24 protein-coding genes and 2 tRNA genes are annotated in these 25058 nt (G+C 71.0%); 8 read left to right on the top strand and 18 right to left on the bottom strand.

The window, feature by feature from the left end:
• Positions 1-378: 378 nt before the first annotated feature.
• From JMV16_RS12980 to JMV16_RS12965, 4 genes are read left to right on the top strand one after another with little or no spacing between them, the layout of a single operon-like run.
• Entirely contained in the window at positions 379-645 is a 267-nt protein-coding gene (locus tag JMV16_RS12980) for a hypothetical protein (RefSeq protein ID WP_201494704.1), read from the top strand.
• Positions 645-2324: an esterase/lipase family protein gene (locus tag JMV16_RS12975; RefSeq protein WP_201494703.1), complete on the top strand. Its 1680-nt coding sequence runs from the start codon at positions 645-647 to the stop codon at positions 2322-2324. The genes JMV16_RS12980 and JMV16_RS12975 overlap by 1 nt, the downstream gene beginning before the upstream one ends.
• An 8-nt stretch (positions 2325-2332) precedes the next feature.
• Entirely contained in the window at positions 2333-3367 is a 1035-nt protein-coding gene (locus JMV16_RS12970) for a T6SS immunity protein Tli4 family protein (protein WP_201494702.1), read from the top strand.
• 14 nt (positions 3368-3381) lie between these two features.
• Positions 3382-3915, top strand: coding sequence for a hypothetical protein (locus JMV16_RS12965; RefSeq protein WP_201494701.1), 534 nt, complete (start codon positions 3382-3384; stop codon positions 3913-3915).
• Between the two features lie 65 nt (positions 3916-3980).
• On the opposite strand, the gene JMV16_RS12960 is transcribed toward JMV16_RS12965, so the two are convergent.
• On the bottom strand, positions 3981-4937 hold the full coding sequence (locus JMV16_RS12960; protein WP_236580502.1) for an MBL fold metallo-hydrolase: 957 nt from the start codon (positions 4935-4937) through the stop codon (positions 3981-3983).
• Positions 4938-5282: 345 nt separating this feature from the next.
• Here JMV16_RS12960 and JMV16_RS12955 point away from each other — a divergent pair, with 345 nt between their 5' ends.
• Positions 5283-6584: a PQQ-dependent sugar dehydrogenase gene (locus JMV16_RS12955; protein ID WP_201494700.1), complete on the top strand. Its 1302-nt coding sequence runs from the start codon at positions 5283-5285 to the stop codon at positions 6582-6584.
• 118 nt (positions 6585-6702) lie between these two features.
• Positions 6703-8670, top strand: coding sequence for a gamma-glutamyltransferase (gene ggt, locus JMV16_RS12950; RefSeq protein WP_236580501.1), 1968 nt, complete (start codon positions 6703-6705; stop codon positions 8668-8670).
• Between the two features lie 38 nt (positions 8671-8708).
• Here the strand turns inward: ggt and JMV16_RS12945 are convergent, their stop codons facing one another.
• The 4 genes from JMV16_RS12945 to imuA form a co-directional block, all read right to left on the bottom strand.
• Positions 8709-9131 (bottom strand): PH domain-containing protein, encoded by a 423-nt coding sequence (locus JMV16_RS12945; RefSeq protein WP_201494699.1) that lies wholly within the window; start codon positions 9129-9131, stop codon positions 8709-8711.
• A 65-nt stretch (positions 9132-9196) separates the two neighbouring features.
• Positions 9197-9412, bottom strand: coding sequence for a hypothetical protein (locus JMV16_RS12940; protein WP_201494698.1), 216 nt, complete (start codon positions 9410-9412; stop codon positions 9197-9199).
• Positions 9413-9514: 102 nt separating this feature from the next.
• Positions 9515-11077, bottom strand: a complete 1563-nt coding sequence (locus JMV16_RS12935; protein WP_201494697.1) for a Y-family DNA polymerase — start codon at positions 11075-11077, stop codon at positions 9515-9517.
• Positions 11037-11864 carry a translesion DNA synthesis-associated protein ImuA gene (gene imuA / locus JMV16_RS12930; RefSeq protein WP_201494696.1) on the bottom strand — a complete coding sequence of 276 codons (828 nt, stop codon included), beginning with the start codon at positions 11862-11864 and terminating at the stop codon, positions 11037-11039. Before imuA ends, JMV16_RS12935 begins: the two co-directional genes overlap by 41 nt.
• A 113-nt stretch (positions 11865-11977) precedes the next feature.
• On the opposite strand from imuA, the gene JMV16_RS12925 reads away from it, so the two are divergent.
• On the top strand, positions 11978-12223 hold the full coding sequence (locus tag JMV16_RS12925; protein WP_201494695.1) for a hypothetical protein: 246 nt from the start codon (positions 11978-11980) through the stop codon (positions 12221-12223).
• Here the strand turns inward: JMV16_RS12925 and JMV16_RS12920 are convergent.
• The 5 genes from JMV16_RS12920 to JMV16_RS12900 form a co-directional block, all read right to left on the bottom strand.
• Positions 12207-13166, bottom strand: coding sequence for a ketopantoate reductase family protein (locus tag JMV16_RS12920; RefSeq protein ID WP_201494694.1), 960 nt, complete (start codon positions 13164-13166; stop codon positions 12207-12209). The two genes, JMV16_RS12925 and JMV16_RS12920, sit on opposite strands and share 17 nt — an antisense overlap.
• Positions 13167-13298: 132 nt before the next feature.
• Positions 13299-13571: a hypothetical protein gene (locus JMV16_RS12915; protein ID WP_201494693.1), complete on the bottom strand. Its 273-nt coding sequence runs from the start codon at positions 13569-13571 to the stop codon at positions 13299-13301.
• A 161-nt stretch (positions 13572-13732) separates the two neighbouring features.
• On the bottom strand, positions 13733-14839 hold the full coding sequence (locus JMV16_RS12910; protein ID WP_201494707.1) for an MFS transporter: 1107 nt from the start codon (positions 14837-14839) through the stop codon (positions 13733-13735).
• Between the two features lie 86 nt (positions 14840-14925).
• Complete coding sequence (locus JMV16_RS12905; protein WP_201494692.1) at positions 14926-15441, bottom strand: ArsI/CadI family heavy metal resistance metalloenzyme; 516 nt, start codon at positions 15439-15441, stop codon at positions 14926-14928.
• A 17-nt stretch (positions 15442-15458) separates the two neighbouring features.
• The gene (locus JMV16_RS12900; RefSeq protein WP_201494691.1) at positions 15459-17264 is read right to left on the bottom strand and encodes a mechanosensitive ion channel family protein; all 1806 of its coding nucleotides are present in this window, start codon (positions 17262-17264) and stop codon (positions 15459-15461) included.
• Between the two features lie 230 nt (positions 17265-17494).
• Here JMV16_RS12900 and JMV16_RS12895 point away from each other — a divergent pair, with 230 nt between their 5' ends.
• Complete coding sequence (locus tag JMV16_RS12895; protein ID WP_201494690.1) at positions 17495-17950, top strand: META domain-containing protein; 456 nt, start codon at positions 17495-17497, stop codon at positions 17948-17950.
• 95 nt (positions 17951-18045) lie between these two features.
• Here JMV16_RS12895 and JMV16_RS12890 read toward each other — a convergent pair.
• The 8 genes from JMV16_RS12890 to uvrC all read right to left on the bottom strand — a co-directional run bounded on the left by JMV16_RS12890 (position 18046) and on the right by uvrC (position 25029).
• Positions 18046-18121 (bottom strand) — tRNA-His (locus JMV16_RS12890).
• Between the two features lie 30 nt (positions 18122-18151).
• Entirely contained in the window at positions 18152-20065 is a 1914-nt protein-coding gene (locus tag JMV16_RS12885) for a SurA N-terminal domain-containing protein (RefSeq protein ID WP_201494689.1), read from the bottom strand.
• Positions 20066-20261: 196 nt separating this feature from the next.
• Positions 20262-20337, bottom strand: a tRNA-Val gene (locus JMV16_RS12880).
• 9 nt (positions 20338-20346) lie between these two features.
• Entirely contained in the window at positions 20347-20616 is a 270-nt protein-coding gene (locus JMV16_RS12875; protein WP_201494688.1) for an HU family DNA-binding protein, read from the bottom strand.
• Positions 20617-20859: 243 nt separating this feature from the next.
• Complete coding sequence (locus JMV16_RS12870) at positions 20860-21765, bottom strand: DMT family transporter (protein WP_236580500.1); 906 nt, start codon at positions 21763-21765, stop codon at positions 20860-20862.
• Positions 21762-22328 carry a CDP-diacylglycerol--glycerol-3-phosphate 3-phosphatidyltransferase gene (gene pgsA, locus JMV16_RS12865; protein ID WP_201494687.1) on the bottom strand — a complete coding sequence of 189 codons (567 nt, stop codon included), beginning with the start codon at positions 22326-22328 and terminating at the stop codon, positions 21762-21764. The genes JMV16_RS12870 and pgsA overlap by 4 nt, the downstream gene beginning before the upstream one ends.
• Positions 22329-22388: 60 nt before the next feature.
• A complete protein-coding gene (locus JMV16_RS12860) occupies positions 22389-22814 on the bottom strand; it encodes a hypothetical protein (protein WP_236580499.1) in 426 nt (141 codons plus the stop codon).
• Between the two features lie 196 nt (positions 22815-23010).
• The gene (gene uvrC / locus JMV16_RS12855; RefSeq protein ID WP_201494686.1) at positions 23011-25029 is read right to left on the bottom strand and encodes an excinuclease ABC subunit UvrC; all 2019 of its coding nucleotides are present in this window, start codon (positions 25027-25029) and stop codon (positions 23011-23013) included.
• Positions 25030-25058: the final 29 nt, after the last annotated feature.

Genomic DNA, 25058 nt, shown 5'->3' with positions numbered 1-25058 from the left:
GTCATGAGACCTGATGCATTGTCACCAACACATCTGGCACTCGCCTTCAAACGCCCACGCTTATCGGCTGTTGATTGTTAAAGAACTTCGCCTTCCACCTTGCGGCTTGGGCGGCGCTGACTTGTTAGTGATCAGCGAAGCCCTGAACTATGACATCGGTTTCGGGGCCTGTCAACACCCCCGCGAAAATATCTTCAGAGCACAGCATCCGGTGATGCCTGGCACAAGAGGCTGCCTGGCAAGGTGTACGCGCGGCTGCCGGGCCCAGCCCCTGAGCCCGCCCAGCACCGACAGGACGCCCCTGCGGGACAACCCGAGGCGGACGCTACACTGAACCCATTATCTTGCCCGTGGCCACCGCGCCCAGCCATCGACCGCATGACCCAGCTCGGCGAAGCCATCGCAATCGGCCTGCTAGACCCGACCCCCGACCCACTGAGCGACGAGACCATCACCTTCGATGAGCAGTTCCAGTTCGTCGACCACGCAGGCGAGCCGCTGGGCCCGGCACGCTACGAGGTATTGAAGTCCGACGGGTCTCGCCTCAGCGGCGTCTCTGACGACCAGGGCCGCCTTCCGCGTGTCGATGATGCCAGCCCCCTGGTCGTGCGGGTGCGCTTCCTGGGCCTGGTGCGGTCGACTTGATGGCTGCAGAGGAAGAGCGCTTCCGGTATGCGGCGCCGGACCCCGACGGCACGCCTGCCTCGCTGTGGGCGCTGACGCCGACGGCCCGAACCGACCTCGTCAAGTTCGTCGTACGGCCCTGCGTGCTGCCGGTGGTCTTTGTGCCCGGCATCATGGGTTCCAACCTGCGCAGCAAGTCCACCGGCAAGTCGGTGTGGCGGCTCAACGCAACCTTCGGCCAACCGTTGGGGCTGCTGTGGAGCACCGCGATGAAGGGCCCGGGCGAACGCCAGCAGTTGCTGCACCCGGACCGCGTCGAGGTCGATCCGGACGGCGACGTGCCGGCGGTGACCAGCATCGGCGACAAGGCGGCGGTGCGCCGGCGCGGCTGGGGCAGCGTCGGCGAGACCAGCTACAAGGACTTCCTGGTCTGGCTCGAGGTTCACCTCAACCAGCTCAACCCCAATCCGGCTCTCTGGCGCGACTTCCACCAGACCGAGGCCACGATAGGCCCGCTGCCGACGCCCGGCGCCAAGCCCAAGCTGAGCCCGGGCGTGAAGATGGGCCTGAAGGGCCAGCCCTTCGGCGCCGAGTTGGGCTTCGAATCGCTGAAGACAGACGACCTGCTGGCGCGCGCCCGCTATCACATGCCGGTCCATGCCTGCGGCTACAACTGGCTGGCCTCCAACCAGCTGGCGGCCCAGGAACTTGCCAAGAGCATAGACGGCATCATCGAGCAGTACGACCGCGACCCCTTCTGGTGCCAGCAGGTGCTGCTGGTCACGCACTCGATGGGCGGCTTGGTGGCGCGTGCCTGCGCCGGCCTGCCGGGTATGGCGGTCAAGATTGCCGGCATCGTCCACGGCGTGATGCCGGCCGTCGGCGCGGCGGTGGCCTACCGCCGCTGCAAGGTCGGCATGGGCGACGAGGACTACGCGGCCGGCCTGGTGATCGGCAGCGACGGCCAGGAGGTGACGGCGGTCTTCGCGCAGGCGCCCGGCGCGCTGCAGTTGCTGCCCAGCAAGGACTACACGGCGCGCTGGATGCGCGTGGCCCAGGCCAGCCAGCCCGCGCTGGCGCGGCCCGCTGCCGACCCCTATGGCGAGATCTACCGCCGCAAGGATGTCTGGTGGGGCCTGGTGCGCGAGGAATGGCTCAAGCCCAGTGGCGGCGCGCCCATCAGCTGGACCGGCTTTCAGAAGAACGTCGACAAGGCCGAGGCCTTTCATGATTCGATTGCCGGCAATTACCACGGCAACAGCTACGTCATCTATGGCGTCGATCCGGAACAAGGCTCGTTCGAGAAGGTGACCTGGAAGCTGACCCAAGGCCTGCGGCCCGACGACAAGCCGGCACCCTCGGCCGCCGAGGTGACGGCCCTGTCGCCAACCCAGGTGCGCCACGATGGTTCAGCCACGATGTACGTGGGCGGACGAACCGAATTCATCGCCTCGCCCTTCGGCTTCGGATCCACCGTCTACGAGACCAGTTACTGGGAACTGCACTGCGAGAAGCAGGACGGCAGCGGCGACGGCACGGTGCCGGCCAGCTCCGGCCGCGCGCCGCGGCTGCAGGGCGCCGTGAAGCAGCAGTTCGCGATGACCGGATTCGGCCACGAGCCGGCCTACAAGAATGCCGAAGTGCAGCGCGCGACGCTGTACGCCATCACGCGCATCGCCGCGACGGCGAAGAAGCCATGAGCGGGCGCATGAGCGGACACGGACGGCGGCGTCTGCTCTCTGCGCTGCTGGCGGCCTCTGCCCTGCCTGCCGTGGCCGCAGCCCGGCGCTTCGCCAACCCATCGGAAGCCCCCCAGATGAAGACCCATGCCGCCGGCCGTCACCTGATAGCCCTGCCCGCCGGCTTCGAGATCCTCGAAGGCAGCGAGGCCACGCTCTACTTCGGCCTGGACGCTGAGGCACCGCAGGTACGCCTGACGCTGCTGGCCACCCAGGCCTCGCCGGCGGCCTGGACGGCACGCGTGCAACAGCGCGTCAGGGCGCTGGGCCAGGCGCGCCACCAGGCCCTGAGCCGGCCCATGCTGGTGCTGGAGCGCGCCCAGCCGGGTGGCCGTGCCCATCTGATGCGCTCCCATGAAGACCCGCAGCTCACCCATGTGCTGCGCAGCGAGGTCTTCTGCCTGGTGGGCACGGCCATCGCCCATCTCGAGGCCGAGAGCTACCGCGTCGCGCCCGACGAAGCCGAGCAGCGTCTGCTGGCGCTGGCCACACAGCTGGCCTCGCCCGCGACCGAGAGCGCGCCCGGGCCCGGCCTGGCCCTGGGCCCGCTGCGCCTGGCGGCTGACCATGTGCAGGAAATCGCCAACCTGAACTACCGCCACACGGCGCACGCCGATCTGCTGTTCTCGCTGCGCATCGATGCGATGGCGGCCAACGCCCAGCCCGGCTTGCTGCAGCGCTGGGACCGCAAACTGCCGCTGCTGGCGCGCGCCATGCCCGGCACGCCGCGCACGTTGCGGCGCGGCCCGCTCACGCTGGCCGGCATGGCGGGCGAGGAATTGCTGACGCAGGCCAAGCTGGACGGCCGCACGGTACAGAAGTTCTCGGCCGAGTCGTCGCGGCCACGACCCTCGCTGGCGACGCCGCTGCTGACGCTGGCGCTGGACACCGAGCCCGTAGGCCCGCCGGAGCGCTGGCCCGCGCCGGCCTGGGGCGAGGACGAGGCGGTGCAGGCCTGGGACGCCGTCGCGCGCTCGCTGCGCCCGCGGCCTGGCGCCGTATAGCGGGCCCGCCGCCCATGTACCACCTGATCGAGGGCGCTGTGGCCGCCGGCGAGCGCACGGCCGCGCTGACACTGGAAGCCGTCGATGCGCAAGACGCGCAGCGCGACTGGATTGCCGGCCACGCCTTTGAGGCGCCACCGCTGCAGCCGTTGCGACTGCGCGCCTCGGCCCGGCCCGGCACCATGCTGCCGGCGCTGCGCCAGACGCCAGTGCCGCTGATGACGCGTGCCCTGCATGCGGCGATGTGCGAGGCGGGCGTGGCCAACATCGACGTCTATGCGGCGCAGATCGTCGATGCCGACGGCTGCCTGCTGTCCGATGAGCACCTGGCCTTCAACGTCGTGGGCACGCTGCGCAGCGGCCCGCCTTGCGACGGCGCGCGGCTCACCACGGTGCGCCTGAACGCGGCCGGGGCCGGCTCGCTGCTGCTGTTTCGCGTCGTCGATGCGCCCTATGCGCTGGTGGCCACCAGGTTGCTGCGCCGGCGCCTGCCGCCGCAGGCCCTGGCCCAGCTGCGCTTCACGCGGGCGGCCGAGTGGGCCGGCTGAGGGTTCGGAAGCCGGCCCTGCCATCGGGCCAGGCGACGGACTTCATCAACCGATCCGGCTGAGGCTCAACAGCCGGCCGTGCAGCGGGCGTCGGCGTCGAACTCCATGGTCTTGCCCGACAGCGGCACATGCACCGGCACCTTGACGGCCTTGATGAAGGTCTCGGTCTTGCTGCCGGGGCGTACCTTGCCACCGACCGTGCCGACCTCGTTGGCGTGCGAGGCAATCACCGCCGCCGGCTTGACGAGGTTGTTGATCACGTAGGCGGCTTCGCCCGGGCCGGTGGTGAAGCCGTCGCCGATGTTCATCACCGCCAGGCGCGCGGCGTAGTGGTTGCGCACGGTGTCCTGGTCAACCGTGATGCCGGTGTCGCCCGAGAGATAGGCCACCAGCCCGTTGCTGAAGCGCAGCACGTAGCCGGTGGCCATGCCGACATCGCCGGCGATGCCGGCCTCCTTCATCATGCGGCCGAGGTCGCCGCCGATGAAGTCGGGGTCGACGCCATTGCTGTGCAGCGCGTTGACCGTGGCGATGCGCACGCCGTTGATCGTGACGCTGCCGCCGAAGCGGGCCAGCACGGAGTTGGCCGGGTCGCCGCCATTGGCCCTGAGCTTGGCGGCGAAGAAGGCCGGCATCTCGCTGCCGGTGACGATGCGGGCCTTCTTGGCCAACGCGATGTTGACGGCGCTGGTGTTGGGCAGGGCCGAGACCGAGGCGTCGGGCTTGTCGCAGGCGCCTGAGTTGGGCGCCTTGGCGTGGGCATTGCCGACGTGGTCGCCGTGCATGTGGCTAACCAGGATGATGTCGATCTTGCCCAGCCGCGGATCGCCCGCGCCGGCCACTGTGCGACCCGGGTCATAGAGGATGCGCGTGCCATTGGGATCTTCGAAGACCAGGGCGCGATCCTGCGGGCAGAACTCGCCGTCGACGCCGCCCAGCGGCGTCACCTTGACGGAATCGGCCAGGGCCGGCTGGGCTGCGGCAACGAGGGCCATGACCAAGGCAATGAGGGTGTGCTTCAAGGCTGTCTCCTCAGGGGGCAAGAGGGCGGTTGAACCTGGACGCGAAGGGCCGCATCCCGGCAAGGCCCTCGCGGGCGGAGCCCAGCGGGCCAGTATCCCGGCCGCTTCACACCAGAGTCAACACTTGCGCCGCTATCGCAAACACTGAGACCAACGGGCTCGGGATCACAGCGCTCCGCACTAGCATGCCCCGGCGATGGCGAGACCCGCACCGCCCTCGCTGGTCGAGGCTTCGGCGGCCACTGCCGAAGCGCCTGCGGCGCGGATCGGCGCCGCGGGCGACATCGGCGATGGCATGGGCCTGCGCGGAGATAAGACTAACTTTCATACTGCCGGGAGATTGGCATGGGCAAGACCAGTGCTTTGGCCAGCGCGGTGGCGCTGGTGGGAGACGCCGCGCTGCGCTGGCGGCGCTTGCGCGGCGACGCCGGGCCTCAGGCCGTCGGCAGCCAGCCGGCCATCCCCGAGGCCAGGCCGCAGGGACGCATCCCCACGCTCAAGATGCCCACCGCCCAGGGCTGGGCCGCGGGGCAGACGCCGCAGGCCGCACCGGGCCTGAGGGTCAACGCATTCGCGAGCGGCCTGAAGCACCCGCGCTGGCTCTACCGCCTGCCCAATGGCGACATCACCGTGGCCGAGGCCTTGCAGAGCGAGGGCCGGCCGCGCACGCTGTTCGAGCACGCGATGAGCAGCACGATGAAGCGCGCCGGGGCCATCGGCGACAGCCCCAACCGCATCACGCTGCTGCGCGATGCCGATGGCGACGGCGTGGCCGAGACGCGCACGGCCTTCGCCGAAGGCCTGCACCAGCCCTTCGGCATGGCGCTCGTGGATGCCAGCTTCTACATCGGCAACACCGATGGCATCGTGGCCTACGACTACACGCCCGGCGCCACCCGCCTGGCCGGCAAGGGCCGCCAGCTCGCCCGCTTCAAACCCGGCGGCCACTGGACGCGCAGCCTGCTGGCCAGCACCGACGGGCGCCACCTCTACGCCGGCGTGGGCTCGCTGACCAATATCGCCGACGGCGGCATGGACGAGGAACTGGGCCGCGCCTGCATCGTCGAGCTGGACCTGCAGACCGGCCGCACCCGCCCCTACGCCACCGGCCTGCGCAATGCGGTGGGCATGGCCTGGGAGCCGGTGCAGGGCAAGCTCTGGACAGTGGTGAACGAGCGCGACGGCCTGGGCGACGAGACCCCGCCCGACTACCTCACCTCGGTGGCCGAGGGCGGCTTCTACGGCTGGCCCTATTGCTACTGGGGCCGCACGGTGGACGCACGCGTGCCGCAAGACCCGGCCCTGGTGGCACGCGCGCTCAGGCCCGACTACGCGCTGGGCGGCCACACCGCCTCGCTGGGCCTGTGCTGGCTGCCGGCGGGCTGTCTCCCAGGCTATGGGCCGGGCATGGTGATCGGCCAGCACGGCTCGTGGAACCGCAGCACCTTGGCCGGCTACCGTGTCGTCTTCGTGCCCTTTGCCGAGGGCCTGCCCGCGGGGCCGCCGCGCGACATCCTGAGCGGCTTTCTGGCGCCCGACGAGAAGCACGCCTACGGCCGCCCTGTGGGCGTGGCCCTGGCCGCCGACGGTGCGCTGCTGGTGGCCGACGACGTGGGCGATGTCGTCTGGCGGGTCAGCGGGGCCTGATGAAGCCCCACAGCCGACACGGCACCGCAGTGCGGGAGAGACAAGGCCGGCGGCCGGTGCTTGAATGCACGCCGTGCCAACCGGCACGACGAAAAGAATCCACCGGAGACGAACACCCATGAATCCCGTGATCCCTGCGCTGATGCGCCGCGGCCTGCGCGGCAGCCTCGCCGCACTGGCCGCCGCTGGCCTGTGTACCGCCTTTGCCCACGAGACCGTACCCACGCCGGGACTGCCGCCCGGCATCACGCTGCCACCCACCAGCGAAGCCGTGCCGCCGGCGCCGGCCTGGGATGGCCAGGCTTACCGCGGCGGCGTGGTCTCGGTGTCGCATCCGCTGGCAGCCAAGGCCGGCGCCGACGTGCTGGCGCGCGGCGGCAATGCCATCGACGCCGCGGCGGCGATCCAGTTCATGCTCAACGTGGTCGAGCCGCAGTTCTCGGGCATAGGCGGCGGCGGCTTCATGATGGTCCACCTGGCCCGCCACAAGCGCAGTTTCGCCATTGATGCGCGCGAAAAGGCCCCCGCCGCGGCCACGCCCGCGCAGTTCCTGCTCAGCGGCGTGGCGCCGGCCCAGCTCTTCGGGGTGGCCTCCACCAGCGGCCTGTCCGTGGGCGTGCCGGGCACGCTGGCCGCGGTCGACCTGGCGCTCAGGCGCTGGGGCACGACGCGCCTGGCCGACGCCATCGCGCCGGCCGCCGCGGTGGCCGAGAACGGCTTCGCGATCAACCGCTTCCTGGCCGCCAACATCGCCAATGACGGCGGGCGCACCAGCTTCCAGCCCGAGACCGCGGCCGTGTTCCGTCCCGGCGGCGTGCCGCTGGCCACCGGCGCCGTGCTCAAGCAGCCTGATCTGGCCAGGACGCTGCGCCTGATCGCCAGCCAGGGCCCGGGCGTCTTCTATGGCGGCGAGATCGGCCAGGCCATCGTCGCCGCCCAGCAGCGCTCGCGCTCGCCGGTGGCGGCCGAGGGCGCGGGCCGCATGACGCTGCAGGATCTGAAGGACTACCGCGTCGTCATCCGCGAGCCGGTGCAGGTGGACTACCGCGGCTGGAAGGTGACCTCGATGTCGCCGCCGTCGTCGGGCGGCCTCACGGTGGGCCAGATGCTGCTGATGCTGCAGGGCTTTCCCATCGGCGATGCAGCGCGCGGCTATGGCTTCGGCAGCCCGGCCACGCTGCATGCGATGACCGAGGCCATGCGCCTGGCCTTTGCCGACCGCGCCGTGTGGATGGGCGACGAGGACTTCGTCCATGTGCCCAAGGCCGGATTGCTGAACCCCGACTACGTGGCCACACGCGCGGCCTTGATCAACACCAGCGCGCGCATGGCCACGCCCGCCGCCGGCAACCCCCTGCCCTATGACGCCAGTTTCAGCGGCAACAAGGCCACGCGCCTGGCCGCCGACGAAACCGACGAGCACCGCCCCTCGCACACCACCCACTACACGGTGGTCGACAAGTGGGGCAATGTGGTGAGCTACACCACCACCATCGAGGCCACCTGGGGCACGGGCATCACGGTGCCGGGCTATGGCTTCCTGCTCAACAACGAGCTGACCGACTTCAACTTCACGCCCACCGCCAATGCCGCCACCGGCAACCCCGGCGCCAACGACGTGGCCCCGGGCAAGCGCCCGCGCAGCTCGATGGCGCCGACCATCGTCTTCCGCGGCGACAAGCCGGTGATGGCCTATGGCTCGCCCGGCGGCGCCACCATCATCAACTCGGTGCTCAATGTCACGCTCAACCTCATCGACCACGGCATGTCGATCCAGCAGGCCATCAACGCGCCGCGCCTGTCGGTCACCAGTGCCGCCGGCGGCATCAGCTGCGAGGGCGTCGAGGCCTTCATGCAGCCCAGGTTCAGCATCGCCACGCAGGACGCGCTGCGCGCCCTCGGCCACACCGGGCTGGGAGCCCCCGGCAGCAACGGCTGCCTCAACCCGATAGGCTCGGTGCAGGGCATCGTGATCGACCTCGAAAGCGGGCGCCAGTACGGCGGCGCCGACCTGCGCCGCGAAGGCACGGTCATCGGCCTCAAGCCACGCAAGGCCGATGGCGCGAAAGGCTCCGAAGACGATTGATGCCCGGGGCGGGAGCGGCACGCCGCTCCCGCAGGCCTTCACACGCCACTCTTGGCAGAGTCCTGGGCCTCGATGAAGGCGCGGCGGAAGGCCATCGGCGCGGCGATGCCGGCCAGCGGCGCATGCGAGGTGCCGGTGCCCGAGATGACCAGCGTGCCATGGTCGAACATCCGGCCCAGGATGCCCTGGTCGACCTGGATGCTCTCGACCTTGGACAGGTTGACCTCCACCGTCTGGCGCCGGATGAAGCCGTGCTTGACGATGACGCGCCGCGTCGTCACCGCCAGCTCGGTGGACTTGAAGCGCACATGGGCCACGGCCAGGAACACGAGGCCCAGCCCGAAGACCGGCAGCAGCAGCAGGCCCAGGCCGATCAGATGCCACAGCGACCACAGGCTGATGTGGCCGACGTGGACCAGCCTCTCGTCCTTGACCAAGGCCCCTTCGACATAGCTGGACATGCGGTGATCCCGGGCTGCGTTGGCGTTGAGTGTATCGACCGCGGCGTCGCGAGCCGCCCAGGCGCTCAGCTGCGCCACATCTGCCAGATGGCGACGATCAGGTGGCCCCAGACGAGGATGTCGATGCCCAGAAAGGCGAAGACGCGCGTGACATTCCACAGCGTGCGGGCACGGCGCGCGGCCTCGTCGCGCCCCGTGAACGCATAGATCAGCAGGAAGAACACCGAGGGGACCAGCGTTCCGACGATGAGAACGCCCATGACCCAGTAGAAGATCGTCATGGCCGGATTATCGCCGGGCCTTCCGGCCCGCCCCCGCGCCCTGAGGCATCGTTGGTATGACGTTTGCCACCGCCCGCACCAGTCCCGCGGCCGGCCGGGCCTTCAGCCGAAGCGCCCCTGCAAGAACCAGTTCGCCGCCGCAGCGGAGGCGGCCAGGCCCACTGCGTCGGCCGAGAGGCGGCCACGGTAGACCCACAGCAGCGCGCCATCGGCGGCCTGGGCGATGAAGTAATCGCGCACGGCCAGATCGCCGTCCCACCAGCCGGTCTCGATGCGCTCGGGGCCGCTCAGCAGTTGCAGCGGCCGGCCTTCGAACAGCGGCTGGGCCTCGCGCTCGGCCAGCGGCTGCGGCGTGGGCAGCAGCCAGGCCGGGCGGTGCAGCGGCAGCGCCGATGGCGCTGGCGGCCCCTCCTTCGCGCCACCTTGGACGCCCCCAGGCCCGCCCGCATGGCCACCACCCAGTGCCGGCACCGCGCAGCTGGCGCGTTCGGGGCGGTGGTCGGCCACCGCCACCAGGCGCAGCACCTGGTCGTCGCCCAGCCGCGCACGCAGGCGTTCGAGCAGGCGCAGCAGCCCTTCGGCGGCGCCCGCCGCGCTGGGAAACAACTCGCCATTGGGCGCGGCGCCGGTGGCGAGCCGGCTGCAGTGCAATTGCAGTTCGAGCGTGGGCGCGGCCAGCGTGAGGCGGGCCAGGCGTTCGCGCAACAGCAGCTGCAGATGGGCCGGGTCCAGCGAAGGCTCGGCCAGGGCCACATGCAATTCGGTGGCCGGCACGGGCGCGTCGCGATGACGCTCGTGCAGCATGCGCAGCGTGAAGCCGGCCACGCGCGCCTGCCGCGCCCGCGCCCAGGCCAGCAGGCGCGCCAGCAGCAGCGCGCCGGCATGCAGCAGCTGAGCCGCATTGTCGGCACGGGCGTGCAGCTCGAGCCGGCTGTCGAAAGTGGGCGTGGGCTCAAGGGCCAGGCGCGGATCGGGCTTGCGGCCGCAGGCGCGGTCGAACTCGTCGAGCAGGCCCTCGCCGAAGCGCCGCGCCAGGCCGCCGCGCGGCAGCGCGCGCAGCTCGGCCAGCGTGTTCAGGCCCATGCCCTGCAACGCCTCTTGGTGCTCGCGGCCGGCGCCGAGCAGGCCCACCGGAGCGGCATCGAGCAGCGCCTGCAGCGCCGGCAAATGGGTGGCCTGGGCGCCCAGCACGAGATCGCCGCGCCCGGCCGGCGCCCATTGCGCCAGCAGCGCCGAGCCCAGGGCCGTGGGCGCGGCCGCCATCTGCACGCGGTGGCCCAGCGGCGCCAGCGCGTCAAGCAGTTGCTGGCGCAGCGCTGCCAGGCCGCCGAAGAGGCGCAGGCTGGCCTGCACCTCGAGCAGCACGGTCTGCCCGTCCTGCAGCGCGACCATGGGCGTGAAGGCCAGCGCCGCGTGTACCACCGCCTGCAACGCGGCGGCATCGCGCGTGGTGTCGCTTTCGGCCAGCAGCAGATCGGCCGCCAGCGCCAGCGCGGTGGCGCGCCGGATGCCGGGCCGCAGGCCGCGAGCCGCCGCGGCCGCGTTGACGGCGCAAACGACGTTCTCAGCGATCAGCGCCGCCGGGCGAGCGCGCGCCGCCGGCGCGAGCGTGGCGCCGAAGGCCTCAAGCGAGAGCAGAGGCAGGTGCAGCGCCAGCCACAGCATGATGGGCAGACGCGGCCCCGCGCAGGGCGCGCGCCAGGGCCGGCGGTGACAGCACCGGCGGCAGCGCCAGCCGCAGCGGCTGGGCCAGCGGCGGGCCGCGGCGCTTGAGCAGGGTGAGGCGCAGCTCGTCGGGCCCGGCGCAGGCCAGCGCCAGGCGCAGTGGCGCCGCGCTGGGGCGCAGGCGGGCCTCGTCGCCGCGCAGCAGAAAGGCCGGGCCGTCGTGGCCCTGGGCCGCCAGTTGCAGCCGCCGCAGCGCATCGGCCGGCAGCCGCGCCGGCAACCAGGCCAGCACGGCGCCGAGATGGCCGCTGGCCAGCGCCTGCTCCAGCGCCCACAGCAGATCGGCCACCGGCAACCGGCCCTGGCGCGAGCGCACGATGACCAGGCGCCGCAGATCCAGCCCCAGCGCCGCCAGCGCCCAGGCGCAGGGCGCGGCCGGCGGGTCCAGCCACAGCAGGCTGCGCTGCTCCTGCTGCACGGCCGCCAGCGCCGGCGCCAGCAGGCGCAGTTCACCGACGCCCGGATGGGGCAGCAGCAACTCAGTCAGCGCGGAAGCCGGCCAGCCGCCGCCAGGCAATTGCACGTCGAGTTCGGCATAGCCGCTGGCATGCACCGCCTGCTGCTGGCGGCCGAGCTGGTGGGCGCGCCACAGCGCCGGGTGCAGGCTTTCGGGTGCGGCTCTGGCCGGTGCAGATTTTTCGGGCGCGGCCCGCGCCACCGCGCCACGGGCCAGGGCGGCGGGCGCGGCGTGGGGCGAAAGGCGGGTTGCGGGGGCGGGGGCGGGCATCACCCGAAAGACTGTATATCCATACAGTCATTGCCGCAAGCCTGGCGCGGCGCGCTGGCCGTGCTGGTGGAGTAGGCTCAGGCACCGTCCGTGCCGCTGCGAGGTTCTCTGCCTTGGGCAAGCTCTCCACCCCCCTGCCGTTCGGCCTCACGCTGCCGACGCCGGCCTACCTCTTCGGCGCGCTGCTGTTCGGCATCCTCGGCCTGGCCGCCTTCCGCTACGGCCGCCAGAACGAGCGCCCGCGCGCCAAGTGGATGGGCGTGGCGCTGATGCTCTACCCCTACCTCGTCGCGCAGACCTGGCTGCTCTACCTGATCGGCGTGCTGCTGTGCCTGGCCATCGTCAGCGAGCGGGGCTGAGCGACGCGCCGGCCTCGGCCAGCTTGACCAGGGCGTGCAGGGTCTGGTTGACCGGCGTGGCGATGCCCAGTTCGGCGCCGCGGCGGGCGATGTAGCCGTTGAGGTGGTCGATCTCGCTGGCCTTGCCGCGCGCCATGTCCTGCGCGGTGGACGAGAGCTGGGCCGGCATCGCGGCGGCGATGCCCTCGGTGGCCTTGAGCGCATCGGCCAGCGCCAGCACCTGGCCCTCGGCCGCAGCCACCGCCAGCACCTCGCGCACCACGGCCTCCTGCACGGCGCGGATGGCCGGCTGCGCAGCCAGGCGCCCATAGGGCTGCTGGACCAGGCCCGAGATCGCGTTGTAGGCGCAGTTGACGACCAGCTTGCGCCACAGCTCGGCCATCACGTCGGGGGCGATGCGCACCGGCACCTGGGCGCGGGCAAACAGCTCGGCCACGGCCTGCAGGCGCTGCTGCAGGGCGGCGTCCTGGGCCGCGGCGGCGTCGCGCGGGCCCACCACCAGATCGCCGCGGCCGAAGTGCTGCACGACGCCGGGCGCCGGCATGGCCGTGGCCACATAGACCACCACCGGCACCACCGTCTGTCGCAGATGGCGCGCCAGCGTGGCCGCGTTGTCGACGCCGTTCTGCAGGCTCAGCACCAGCGCGCCCTCGGCCAGCAGCGGCGCGAGCTGGCGCGCCACCGCCTCGGTGTCGGTGGACTTGACGCAGACCAGCACCAGGTCGGCCGCGGCGGCGGCGGCCAGCTCGGTGGTGGCGGCCAGGCGCACGGTCTCCGCCGTGCCGCCACGCTGCAATTGCAGGCCGTCGCGGGCGATGGCCTGCACATGGGCGGCGCGGCCTATCAGCGTGACGGGATGGCCGGCGCGCGCCAGCATGGCGCCGAAATAGCTGCCGACGGCACCGGCGCCGACAACCGCGGTGGAGTGCAAGGCCTGGGACATGGTGGAACGGGCATGGAAGGCGCGCTGCGCGGGGCGGCCAGTATGCCGGGGCGCGCACGGCCCGGTGGGCGGCGCGCAGAGCCAGGGACGGCGCGGCCGGGCCTGCCGCCGCGCCAGTGGCTGATCAGCCGATCAGAAAAGCAGGCCGCTGTGGACGTGGCCGACGAAGGCCGGTGAGACTTCCATGCGCGCCACGAGCAGGCCGATCTCGCTGCCGAGATTGCGGCTGTCCATCAGCGCCTCGAGCATCTCGACCTCGCCGACGCCATAGCGCGCGCACATCACCGCCACTGCCGCGATCTTGGCGGCCGCGAAGGCTGCCTCGTAGCGCGGGCCCTGTTGGGCATCGAGGCCGTTTTCCTCGAGATCGCGGATCATGTCCACGAGACTGAGACTGGGATGCATAAGGACTCCTCGGACTTTCGTTCGAGCGCCGCAAACTGCCCGAAGCGGACTCCGCCGGCACCCCCTCGGCGCGATATGCGGCGGTGCCTGCCCGGTTATTCGGCAGCAGACCACCGCTGTGAAGCCGCACGCGGAAATGCAGGACTTGTGTCACGCAATTGTCACGATGGGTGCATTGACGCCGGGCTGCGCAGCGCAAGAAGCGCTGCAAAGGCCGCCAGGCCCAGGCCGGCGGTGAACCACAAGGCACCGGCCTGCAGGCTGTCGATCACGATGCCGAAGAGAAACGGCGCCAGGGCCTGGGCCACGCGCGACGGCAGCATCAGCCAGCCCTGGCGCGCGCCATAGCCGGCGGGGCCGAACAGCGCCAGCGGCAAGGTGCCCTTGGCAATCGTCAGGATGCCGTTGCCGGCACCGTGCAACACCACGAACAGCGGCGCCAGCGCGGGACCGCCGAGCAGCAGCGCGATCGCGCCGACGGGATGGGCCAGCGCGGCCAGCCGCGCCGACAGCAGCGGGTGTACATGGCGCAGCAGGCCGAACTCGAGCAGGCGGCCGGCCACCTGGGCCGGGCCGACCAGGGCCCCCACCGCCACGGCCACGGAAAGGCTGGCACCGGCCGCCTGCATCATGCGCGGCAGATGGGCGGCCATGGCGGTGCTGATGAACCAGGCCGCCGCGAACACGAAGGCCAGCAGCACACTGGCCACCCACACCGACCGGCCCGGCGGCAGATCGCCAGCCGCCGCGGCGGCAGCCGGCGTGCCGCTGGACGCAGCGTCCGGGTGCGGGCCCGCGGTCGGCAGCACGGCGTTCAGCGGCAAGCCCAGCAGCAGGTGCAGCCCGGCCCAGGTGAAGCAGGCGCCACGCCAGCCGTAGCGGGATTCCAGCCAGGCCGAAAGCGGCCAGCCCACCGTGCTGGCAAAGCCGGCCATCAGCGTGATGCCGGTGATGGCGTTGCGCGAGCGCTGGCCGTACAGGCGCACCAGCGACGCGAAGGCTGCCTCGTAAAGCCCGCTGCCCATGGCCACGCCCAGCAGCGCCCAGGCCGCGAACAGCGCCAGCGCGTTCTGCACCAGGCCCAGCGCGGCCAGCGCGGCAGCGAACAGCACATTGGTGGCCATCAGCACCGGCCGGCCGCCATGGTGGTCGATCAAGCGCCCGGCCCCAGGCCCGACCAGGGCCGAGACCGCCAGCGCCACCGAAAAGGCCGCGTAGACCGTCGGCGTGGCGACGCCGAGATCGCGCGCCATCGGCTCGGCCAACATGGCCACCAGGTAGTAGGAGGAGGCCCAGGCCAGCGTCTGCGCCAAGCCCAGCGGGACGACGACGCGCACCGTCCCGCGGCCCAGGCTCAGCAGCAAGTCTTGGCGGCCTTGACGGCGATGCCTAGGGGTTTGCCACCCGGCTTGCGGGCCTGCTGGCCGCTCTGCGCCTCATCGGGCGTCGGTGCGCAGCAGGCCGATGCGGCCTCGGCCGTGGGAGCCGAAGCGGCCTCGCTGAAGACGGGGATGCTGCCCAGCGTGTGGAAATGCTCCCAGGCGATGCCCTGGGGATCGGTGATCCAGTGCTTCTCGCTGCGCGCATAGCAGCAGGTGGTCTGGCCCTCGTCGCGCAGCGTCATCTCGGCGGCCTGGGCGCGCGCCTTGAGCGCGGCCAGTTCGTCGGCGTCGTCGGTCTGGAAGCCGAGGTGGTCGATGCCGGGCCGGCTGCCGCGCGTCGAGATCGCGAAATTGATGCGCGGGTCTTCGAGCATCCACTTGGCGTAGTCGCCCTCGACGCGGGTGGGCGCGGCCGCGAACAGCCGGGAATAGAAGACTATGCTCTGGTCGAGGTCGTCGACGTGCAGGTGGACGTGGAATCGCTTCATGGTGCGGACCTTCGGGTTCAGCAGGGATTGGGGGGTTCGAGCGGCCGCGGCGGCGGCGGCGGCGCGGCGGCCCCGGCCGCGGATCGGGGCAGGCCGTCCGGCCCCGCCGGGCTCTGCACCAGCGCGGGCGACCAAGCCTCGCGCGGCACCACCTGGGCCGGCGCCGGATCTTCGACATAGTGCGGCGACATGATCTGCACGCCGTTCTCGTTGAAGACATCCTGCACATTGGCGTGCAGGCGGCTCATGAGTTCGGAGCGGCGCAGGGCAGCGCTGCCCTGTGCGCACAGCCGGTACTCGACATAGAAATCCGACAAGGCCGTCTGCACCACATAGGGGGCTGGCTGCGCGGCCACGCCGTCGGTGCGCCGCGCGGCCTCAAGCAGCATCGCATGCACCTGGCGCCAGGCCGTGGCATAGCCGATGGTGACGCTGGCCTGCAGCAGCACCTGTCCGGCCGGCGCCAGGCGCGAGTAGTTGCGCACCGACTGTCCGACGATGGCCGCACTGGGCAGGCTCACCTCTTCGCCCATGCCGGTGCGCAGCTTGGTGGCGAACAGGCCGACCACGGCCACCGTGCCCTCGGCCTCGCCGATCCTGACGTATTCGCCGACGCGCAGCGAACGCGAGTACATCAGCGTCAGCCCCGACATCGCCTGGCCCACCACGCCCGAGGCGCCCAGTGACAGCATCAGGCCGGCCAGCACGGTGACGCCCTTGAAGGCCTCGGTGCCGGCACCCGGCAGATAGGGATAGGCCATGGCCAGCGCGAACAGCCAGATCAGCAGCATGGCGATGCGGCGCGTCGGTCCGGCGGTGTCGATGTCCAGCCAGCTGACCTGCAACTCGCCCCGCTCTACCCGCAGCATGAACAGGCTGGTGGCGCGCACCGCCAGGCGGGCAATGAAGAAGATCAGCGCCGCCGTCAGCAGGCCCGGGATGGCATCGGCAGCGGCCAGCGCGAACTGCTTGAGCAGGTCAAGCAGCCAGACCGCCGAGCGCTCGCCCCAGGGTCGCGTGTAGGCGAACTGCCGCAGCACGAATGTGGCCCAGACCTGCAGCAGCAGCAACGCCAGGCCCCAGGTCAGGACGGCGGCCGTGATGCGGGCGCCCGATTGCGCGCTGTCCGCATAGGTCTTGATTACCGCCCCGACCGTCTGCTCGCGATGCCAGCGCTCGAGCCTGCGGTCCAGGCGCGCCAGCGCCTGACGGCGCAGCCACAGCAACAGCCGTATGAGGGCATAGGCAATGGCGCTGGCCAGCGCAGCATAGGCCGCGCCCCAGGCCAGCCGGCGCGTGTCGCGGATCTCGCGCGCTTCCTGCAGCGCGGTTTTCAGGCGGCCCTCGACTCTTTGGGCCGCGACATCGAGCAGCGCCTCGGGACGCGGCCCGCTCACATCGTCGGCCACCAGGAAGAAAAGTGGCAGGCCATCGCAGTCGAAGCGCACCGCGGCACCGGCAGCCGAACGCGTGACCGCGCCGCCGCAGCCGCTTTCCACCGCGTCGGCCAGCGCTGCGCGGGCCATTGCCGCGCGCTCCGCCGCCGAGTCACCCAGCAGCCTGGCGCGGAAAGTGACAATGCGGCGCTGGTTCAGGTAGACCGTGTTCGCATCGATGGCGTCCGGTGTTCCGGCACGGGCTTCGGGTTGCAGCACGGCAGGCGGCGGCGCCACGAAGGGCTCTTGCGCAACGGCTGATGCGGCAGCGAGCAGGCCCAGCAGCCCTGCCAGCGCCATCCACAAGGCGCAGCAGCGACGCGCGGCACCGAAGACATCAAGGCGCACACTGCCACGGTGCGCGGCACTTGCACAGGTCAGCAACAACAAGCGCCTCCCCGGGGTTGATGGGTCGTCTGCCCTTGTCCACATGGCGGCTGGCCGACCCTTGAGGGGCGCCAGCCACTTCGGCACATGCGGTGCAACGATGATACGGTCATGTGCCACGGCAAGGCCCCGGGTGCGGCCGAAGTGCCCACGCCGCGTGCAGGCGGCCTCCGACCTTTGGGCTGCAGTAAGCTGGTGCCATGAAACCGCTTTGCGCGCTGATGCTTCTCATGGCATGGCCGTGGCTGGCCGGTTGCGCCACGCACCCGGCGCCGCTGGCACCGGCCTCGCCGCTGGCGGGGACACGATGGCAGCTGCTGGCCATCGAGTCGATGTCGGACGAACAGCCCACGGCACGACCGGCCGAACCGGCGCGCTACACCTTGTCGTTCGGCGCCGACGGCCAGGCCCGCCTGGGCCTGGACTGCAACCGCGGCAGCGCCAGCTGGCAGGCCAGCCCGGCCCCAGGCGACACGCCGGGCCGCCTCTCGGGCAACCTCGTCCTGGGGCCTCTGGCATCGACCCGTGCGATGTGTGCGCCGCCCTCACTGGAGCCGCGTCTGGCGCAGGCCCTGCCCTATGTGCGCAGCTACCTGCTGCTCGAGGGCCGGCTGCACCTCACACTCATGGCCGACGGTGGCGTCCTGACGTGGGCGCCGCTGGCCCCTGCGCAGCAGCCACCCTGAACCACCGCGCCGGCAAGATGCTGGCGGCATTGCTGCCGCGACGGCCCCAAAAAGCAATCAAGGCCCCTGAGGGCCTTGATTTCAATGCTGCGTCTTGGGGTGGCTGATGGGACTCGAACCCACGACGACCAGAATCACAATCTGGGACTCTACCAACTGAGCTACAGCCACCACCGAACTGCGAATTATAGCGAACTCCGCTCAGCGCACCGGCGCCGAGGCGCTCTCGGCGGGCGCATCGGCCTCGGCCTTGATCTCGGCCTTGAAGCGCTTCTTGAGCGCCTTCAGGTAGGCGTCGCCCTCGGCCATGGCCCAGGCCTGGGTGTACTGGCCGCGCAGGCCAGCGTCGTTGGCCTGGGCATCGTCCAGCGGCAGCACCTTGGTCACGCGCAACACGGCATAGCCTTCGGGGCCGAGGTCGACGCCTGCGGCCACGGGCAGCTTGGCGGCATCGGCACGCATCGCGGCCTCGACCACCGCACGCGGCACGCCGGGCGCCTGCAGGCGCGAAACCACGGCCGCGGTGGGCAGGGCGAGGGCGGCATCCTTCTGCGCCTCGGCCAGACGGGCCTGGCCTTCGGTGCGCGCCAGCGCCGCCGCCTGCTCGCCAGCGACGCGCTCGCGCACGGCCTCCTTGACTTCAGCCAGCGCCAGCGTGCGCGCCGGCGTGTGCTGCAGCACGCGCGCCGAGACGAGCCGGTTGGTGCCGGTCTCCACCGCATCGGTGTTGCGCTTGTTGGTGATGGTGTCCTTGGCGAAGATGGCATCGAGCAGCTTGGGCGAAGCCAGCGGGCCGGCCTCGCCGGGCTGGGCCGTGCGACGCACGGTGGCGGTGCGCTTCTCGAGCTTGAGCTTGTCGATCACCGGCTGCAGGCTGTCGGATTGCTCGTAGACGGTGTTGGTGAACTGCTCGGCCAGTTCGGGCCAGCGCCGCTGCGCCGTCGTCTTGAGCAACTCGAGCTCGATCTCACCGCGCGCCTCGGCAAAGGGCCTGGCATTGCCGCCACGCGCAGCCGTGACCATGATGACGTGGTAGCCGAAATCGGTCTCGACGATGTCACTGATCTTGCCCGGCTCGAGCGCGAAGGCGGCGTCCTCGAAGGCCTTGACCATGGCGCCACGGCCGAAGAAGTCGAGATCGCCGCCCTGGGTGGCCGAGGCCGTGTCCTGCGAGTTCTTGCGTGCCAGATCGGCAAAGGCGGCGGGCGTCTTGCGTGCCTCGGCCAGCAGCGCTTCGGCGCGTTCGCGCGCCTTCTTGCGCTCGGCCTCGGGTGCGGCCTTGTCGGCCTTGATCAGGATGTGGCTGGCGCGACGCTCGGGCGGCGCGGTGAAGCGCGCGGCGTTGTCGTCGTAGAACTTCTTGAGGTCGGCATCGGAGAGCTTGAGGCCCTTGGCGATGGTGTCGAGGTCGAGCATCACGTACTCGATCTGGGCCGACTCGGCGGCCTTGAAGCGGGCCTCATTCTTCTTGTAGTAGGCCTCGAGATCGGCGTCGCTCGGGTTGACGCGGGCGCGGTAGGCGGCCGGGTCGAAGCGCTGCCACTGCAGCTCGCGCTTCTGCAGCAGCGGGTCGAGCCCGGCCAGCGCCACGCCCGGGGTCGCGAACGAGGTGCGCAGCACACCCGACACCACCTGCTGCACCGCGAACTCCTGGCGCAATTGGGCGGCGAACATCTCGGAATTCATGCCCTGGGCGGCGAGCAACTCGCGGTTGACGCTGCCATCGGGGTTGCGCATGCCGGCGAACTGCGGGTCGGTGACGAAGAGGCGCTGCAGACGGGCGTCGCTGGGCGTCAGGTGCATGGCTTGGGCGGCGGCCAGCAGCACGCGATCACGCACCAGGCCCTCCAGCGTGTCGCGGCGCGCCTGCGGCGTGTTGAGCACCGCGGTGTCCAGGCCCGGCTGCTGGCGGCGTGCGCGGTCGACCGTGCGGTCGTGGGCCGAATCCCATTCGGCACGGGTGATGGTGCGGCCGTCCACCTTGGCCACGGTGGCGTTCTCGGCGCCCGTGAAGCGCGTATAGCCCTGCACCCCGAAAAAGACGAACGACGGGATGATCAGCAACAGCATGAAGCCGAGCACCCACCGGGTGTGGTCGCGGACGAAATCGAACATCGAAATACCTCGGGGAGGACGTGACGGAAGCAGCCGCCAGCGCTGTCGCGGGCTGCAGGGCGCACAAGTGGCGGTGCCAGCGGCCAACAAAAAGGCGAACCGCGGTTCGCCTGGATGATGGAGCGGCCCTGCCAGGACCGCCTGCCGCGCGGCACCCGCGCGTGCAGCCGCAGCGGGCCGCGCATTCTATCCGACGTGGTGGGTGCTGACGGGTTCGAACCGCCGACCTACGCCTTGTAAGGGCGCCGCTCTACCGGCTGAGCTAAGCACCCGGTCGGAAATCACATGGCGTCGCGCAGTCCCTTGCCGGGGCGGAACTTGGGCACCTTGGCGGCCTTGATCTTGATGGCGTCGCCGGTGCGCGGATTGCGGCCGGTGCGGGCGGCGCGCTTGGGCGCGGTGAAGGTTCCGAAGCCGGTAATGGTGACGCTGCCGCCCTTCTTGAGCGTGACCTTCACGGCGCCGATGATGGCCTCGAGCGAACGACCGGCAGCGGCCTTGGAGATGTCGGCCTGCCTGGCAATGTGTTCGATCAGTTCACTCTTGTTCACGTCGCACGTCCCTCTGGGTATGTCTCGAATTTGTCTCGGTATGGATATCAGCTTGCCCGGCGGCCTGGCTCGCAGGGGGCCGCCAGGGGGTCTGAACCATTAAATCCCCGGGGCCGAAGCGGTGTCAAGCGGAGCACGGATTCTAGGCGCAACTGCTGCGCTTACCTGTAGCCGGACACCCCCTCAAGGGTGGTGTCTGCACGGCGGAACCTCCGGACCGAAGTCGACGCCGGGCGCACCTGATCAGGACGGCCGACTCGCGGGCTGGGCGGCGCGCACCACCAGTGCCACGCCGGCGGCGGCCAGCACCAGGCCGGTGAGCACGGCGGCACCGAGGGTCTCGCCGAACAGCATCCAGGCGAAGAGCGCGGTGCAAGGCGGCACCAGGTACATCAGGCTGGTCACCGCGGTGGCGGCGCCGCGCTGGATGAGCATGTAGAGCAGCGAACTGCCACCCAGCGTGAGCACCAGCACCGACCAGGCCAGGGCACCGATCAATTGCGGGTGCCAGACCATGCCGCCGCTTTCGAACAGCGACAGCGGCAGCGTGATCGCCAGGGCCGCCAGCAGCTGCACCGTGTTGGCGGTGCGCACGTCGCAGCGCGCCACCCAGCGCTTCTGGTACAGCGTGCCGGCGGTGATGCTGGCCAGCGCGAACAGCGCGCAGGCGATGGTGAGCGGCGCGGCCTCGCCCACGCCCAGCTTGTGCCAGACCACCAGCACCAGGCCGGCCAGGCCCAGCACCAGGCCCAGCCACTGCGTGCGCGAGACATGGTGGGCATGGCCGCGGGCGCTGATCCACAGCGCCGTGATCAGCGGCTGCAGCCCCACCACCAGGGCGGTGAGCCCGGCGCCCAGGCCCAGCTTCACCGCCACCCAGACGCCACCCAGGTAGCCACCGTGCATCAGCATGCCGGTGACGGCCAGATGGCCCCATTGCCGCCGCCCCTGCGGCCAGGTGGCGCGGGCCAGGGCTATCCAGACCCCGAAGGCGGCGATGGACAGCGCATAGCGCCAGCTCAGGAAGGTGAGCGGCGGCGCGTGCGGCATGCCGTAGCGCGCGACCACGAAGCCGGTGCTCCAGATCAGCACGAAGACCGCGGGCATGGCGCGCAGCGGCAGGGCCGCGCCGCCGCCGGCGCCCGTCATTGGGCGCGGGCCTTGATCTCGGGTATGGCGCGACGCAGGTAGTAGATCATCGACCACACCGTCAGCACCGCCGCCACATAGACCAGCACCGTGCCCCAGAGGTGGGTGTCGAGCACGCCGAAGAGATGGCCGTCGTAGAGCAGGAAGGGGATGGCCACCATCTGCGCCACCGTCTTGAGCTTGCCGATCATGTGGACGGCCACGCTGCGCGAGGCGCCGATGTGGGCCATCCATTCGCGCAGCGCCGAGATCGCGATCTCGCGCCCGATGATGATGAGCGCCACCAGCGCGTCGACGCGGCCGTGCTCGAGCAGCACCAGCAGCGAGGCGCAGATGAGGAACTTGTCGGCCACCGGGTCGAGAAAGGCGCCGAAGGACGAAGTCTGGTTGAGGCGCCGCGCCAGCCAGCCGTCGAGCCAGTCGGTGGCCGCGAAAAGCACGAACATCGCCGTCGCCACCAGGTTCTTGGTGGCATCGCTCCAGCCCAGGTAGTACACGCCCACGATGAGCGGAATCGCGGCGATGCGCGCCCAGGTCAGGATCGTCGGGATGGTGAGGAACATCGGCGGATTGTGCCCAAGCGGCGAGCACCGCGCCGCGGTGGCGCGGATTTCTCGCCCGCCTCAGTTGCGGTCGAGGGTGCGCGGCTTGAAGCGCAGGTCGTCGTCGAAGAGAAAGGTCTCGACCACCTTCCAGGGCTTGGGCAGCCTGGAGACATCGCCATAGGGCGCGGCGCGGCGCACCGCGGCGATGGCCAGCGCCGTGGCCTCGTTGCCGGTGGTGGGCTTGCGCAGCACGTTGATGCTGCGCACGCTGCCGTCGGCGTTGAGCTCGACCTCGAGCACGGGGATGGCCAGCAGGCGGTCGGGCGCGCGTGCGGTGTAGCTGGTGTCGGGGTGGGCCGCCACCAGGCGCAGCGCCATCTGCAGGCGCAGGTCGTCGGTGTTGCGCGGCGTGGGCGGCGCGCCCAGCGTCACGTAGCGGGGCGAGCCCGGCTTCTTGCTGCCGGCGGCTGCGGCCTGGGCGGCTGGCGCCGGAGCCGGTGTCACTGCGGCAGGAGCCGGAGCGCGTGCTGTGGAAGGCGGCGCGGCGGGGGCCGGCGCGGTGGCAGGCGCCGGGGCGGGCTTGGGCGCGGGTGCGGGCGCCGTGGCGCAAGCGCCCAGCAGCACCAGTGCGCCCCCCGCGGCGGCAAGCCAGGCAGCGTGCGTGGTGCGGCCTCGCAACCGGCTCCGGGGCGTCGAATCGTCAATGCAGTACACGGTAGATCTCCTCGGCCAGGTCCCTGGATATGCCTTCGACGCTGGACAAGTCCTCGACGCCGGCGTTGGCCACGCCGCGCAGTCCGCCAAAGCGCTGCAGCAGGCGCGCCCGCTTGCGCGGGCCGACGCCGGGAATGTCCTCGAGCTTGCTGCCGCCGGTGCGCACGCTGGCGCGGCGGGCGCGCATGCCGGTGATGGCGAAGCGGTGGGCCTCGTCGCGGATCTGCGCCACCAGCATCAGCGCCGCCGAGTCATGGCCCAGCGCCACCTTGGGCCGGCCATCGGCGAAGACCAGCTCCTCGAGGCCGACCTTGCGCCCTTCGCCCTTCTCGACGCCGGCAATCAGGGCGATGTCCAGACCCAGTTCCTGGAAGACCTCGCGCGCCATCGACACCTGGCCGCGGCCGCCGTCCACCAGCACCAGGTCGGGCAGGCGGGCCAGGCCCTTGCGCGACGCGGGTGCGGACTCCACGGCTTCTGGGGCTTCGGCCTTGCCGGCGGCCACGGCCTCGGCCAGGCGCGCATAGCGCCGGGTCAGCACCTGGCGCATCGCGGCGTAGTCGTCGCCGCCAGTGACGCCCTCGATGTTGAAGCGGCGGTACTGCGCGCTCTGCATCTGGTTGTTCTCGAACACCACGCAGGAGGCCTGGGTCGCCTCACCCGCCGTGTGGCTGATGTCGAAGCACTCGATGCGCAGCTGCGCGGTGTCGGCCACGTCGAGTTCCAGCGCGTCGACGAGGGCGCGCGTGCGCGCCTGCGCCGAGCCTTCTTCGGCCAGCAGCCGCGCCAGCGCCAGTTCGGCACCCTTGGCGCACATCTCGAGCCAGATGCGCCGCTGCTCGCGCGGCTGGTGCTGGGCGCGCACGCGCACGCCGGCGGCCTCGCCCAGGGCTGCGAGCAGGGCCTCGTCGACGGCATGGCTGGTCACCAACTGCGGCGGCACCGGCTGGCCGATGTAGTGCTGGGCGATGAAGGCCTCGAGCACCGCCACCTCGGGCCCGCGCACAGGGTCGGCGGCTTCGTCATCGCCATCCTCGTCGGTAGGGCGGGAGCCCAGCGCCGCGCCTTCGTCGACATGGGTGGGAAAGTAGGCGCGGTCGCCCAGGTGGCGGCTGCCGCGTACCATGGCCAGGTTGACGCAGGCGCGCCCGCCGGCCACCTTGACGGCCAGGATGTCGACGTCCTTCTCGGCCGAGGAAAAGCTGCTGGCCTCGACGCTCTGCTGGTGCAGCACGTTGGACAGCGAACCAATGCGGTCGCGCAGCGCCGCCGCGCGCTCGAACTCCAGCGCCTCGGCGTGAGCCATCATCTGCGCCTGCAGGTCGCTCACCACCTCATGCGGATCGCCAAGCAGAAAGCGCTCGGCATCGCGCACATCACGCGCGTAGTCCTCGGGGCTGACGAGGCCCACGCAAGGGCCCGAGCAACGCTGGATCTGGTACAGCAGACAAGGCCGCGAGCGGTTGGCGAAGACGCTGTCCTCGCAGGTGCGCAGGCGGAACACCTTCTGCATCAGCTGGATCGTCTGCTTCACAGCCCAAGCGTTGGGATAGGGGCCGAAGTAGCGGTGCTTGCGGTCGACCGCGCCGCGGAAATAGGCCAGGCTGGGGTAGCGGTGCGAGACGATCTTGAGATAGGGGTAGCTCTTGTCGTCGCGGAACAGGATGTTGAAGCGCGGCGCCAGCGCCTTGATGAGGTTGTTCTCGAGCAGCAGCGCCTCGGCCTCGGTGCGCACCACGGTGGTTTCGAGCCGCGCGATGCGCGCCACCATCTGGCCGATGCGGGTGCCGCCGTGGTCCTTGTGCAGATAGCTCGAGACGCGCTTCTTCAGGTTGCGCGCCTTGCCCACGTAGAGCAGGCCGTCCTGGGCGTCGAACCAGCGGTACACCCCGGGCAGGCCGGGCAGGGCCGCAACCTCGGCGAGCAGGCGTTCGCGCGCCGCGGCCTGGGGGTCGACTGGCGCCGGGTCCGCCTTGCCTTTGTCCGTTGCCTGCTTGTTGCTCATCGGGCGCGATTTTGACCGCCTTCGATAAT

The organism is Rubrivivax sp. A210, assembly GCF_904426505.1.
Classification (GTDB): domain Bacteria; phylum Pseudomonadota; class Gammaproteobacteria; order Burkholderiales; family Burkholderiaceae_C; genus Rubrivivax.
This window is presented reverse-complemented; position numbering and strand designations above follow the sequence as displayed.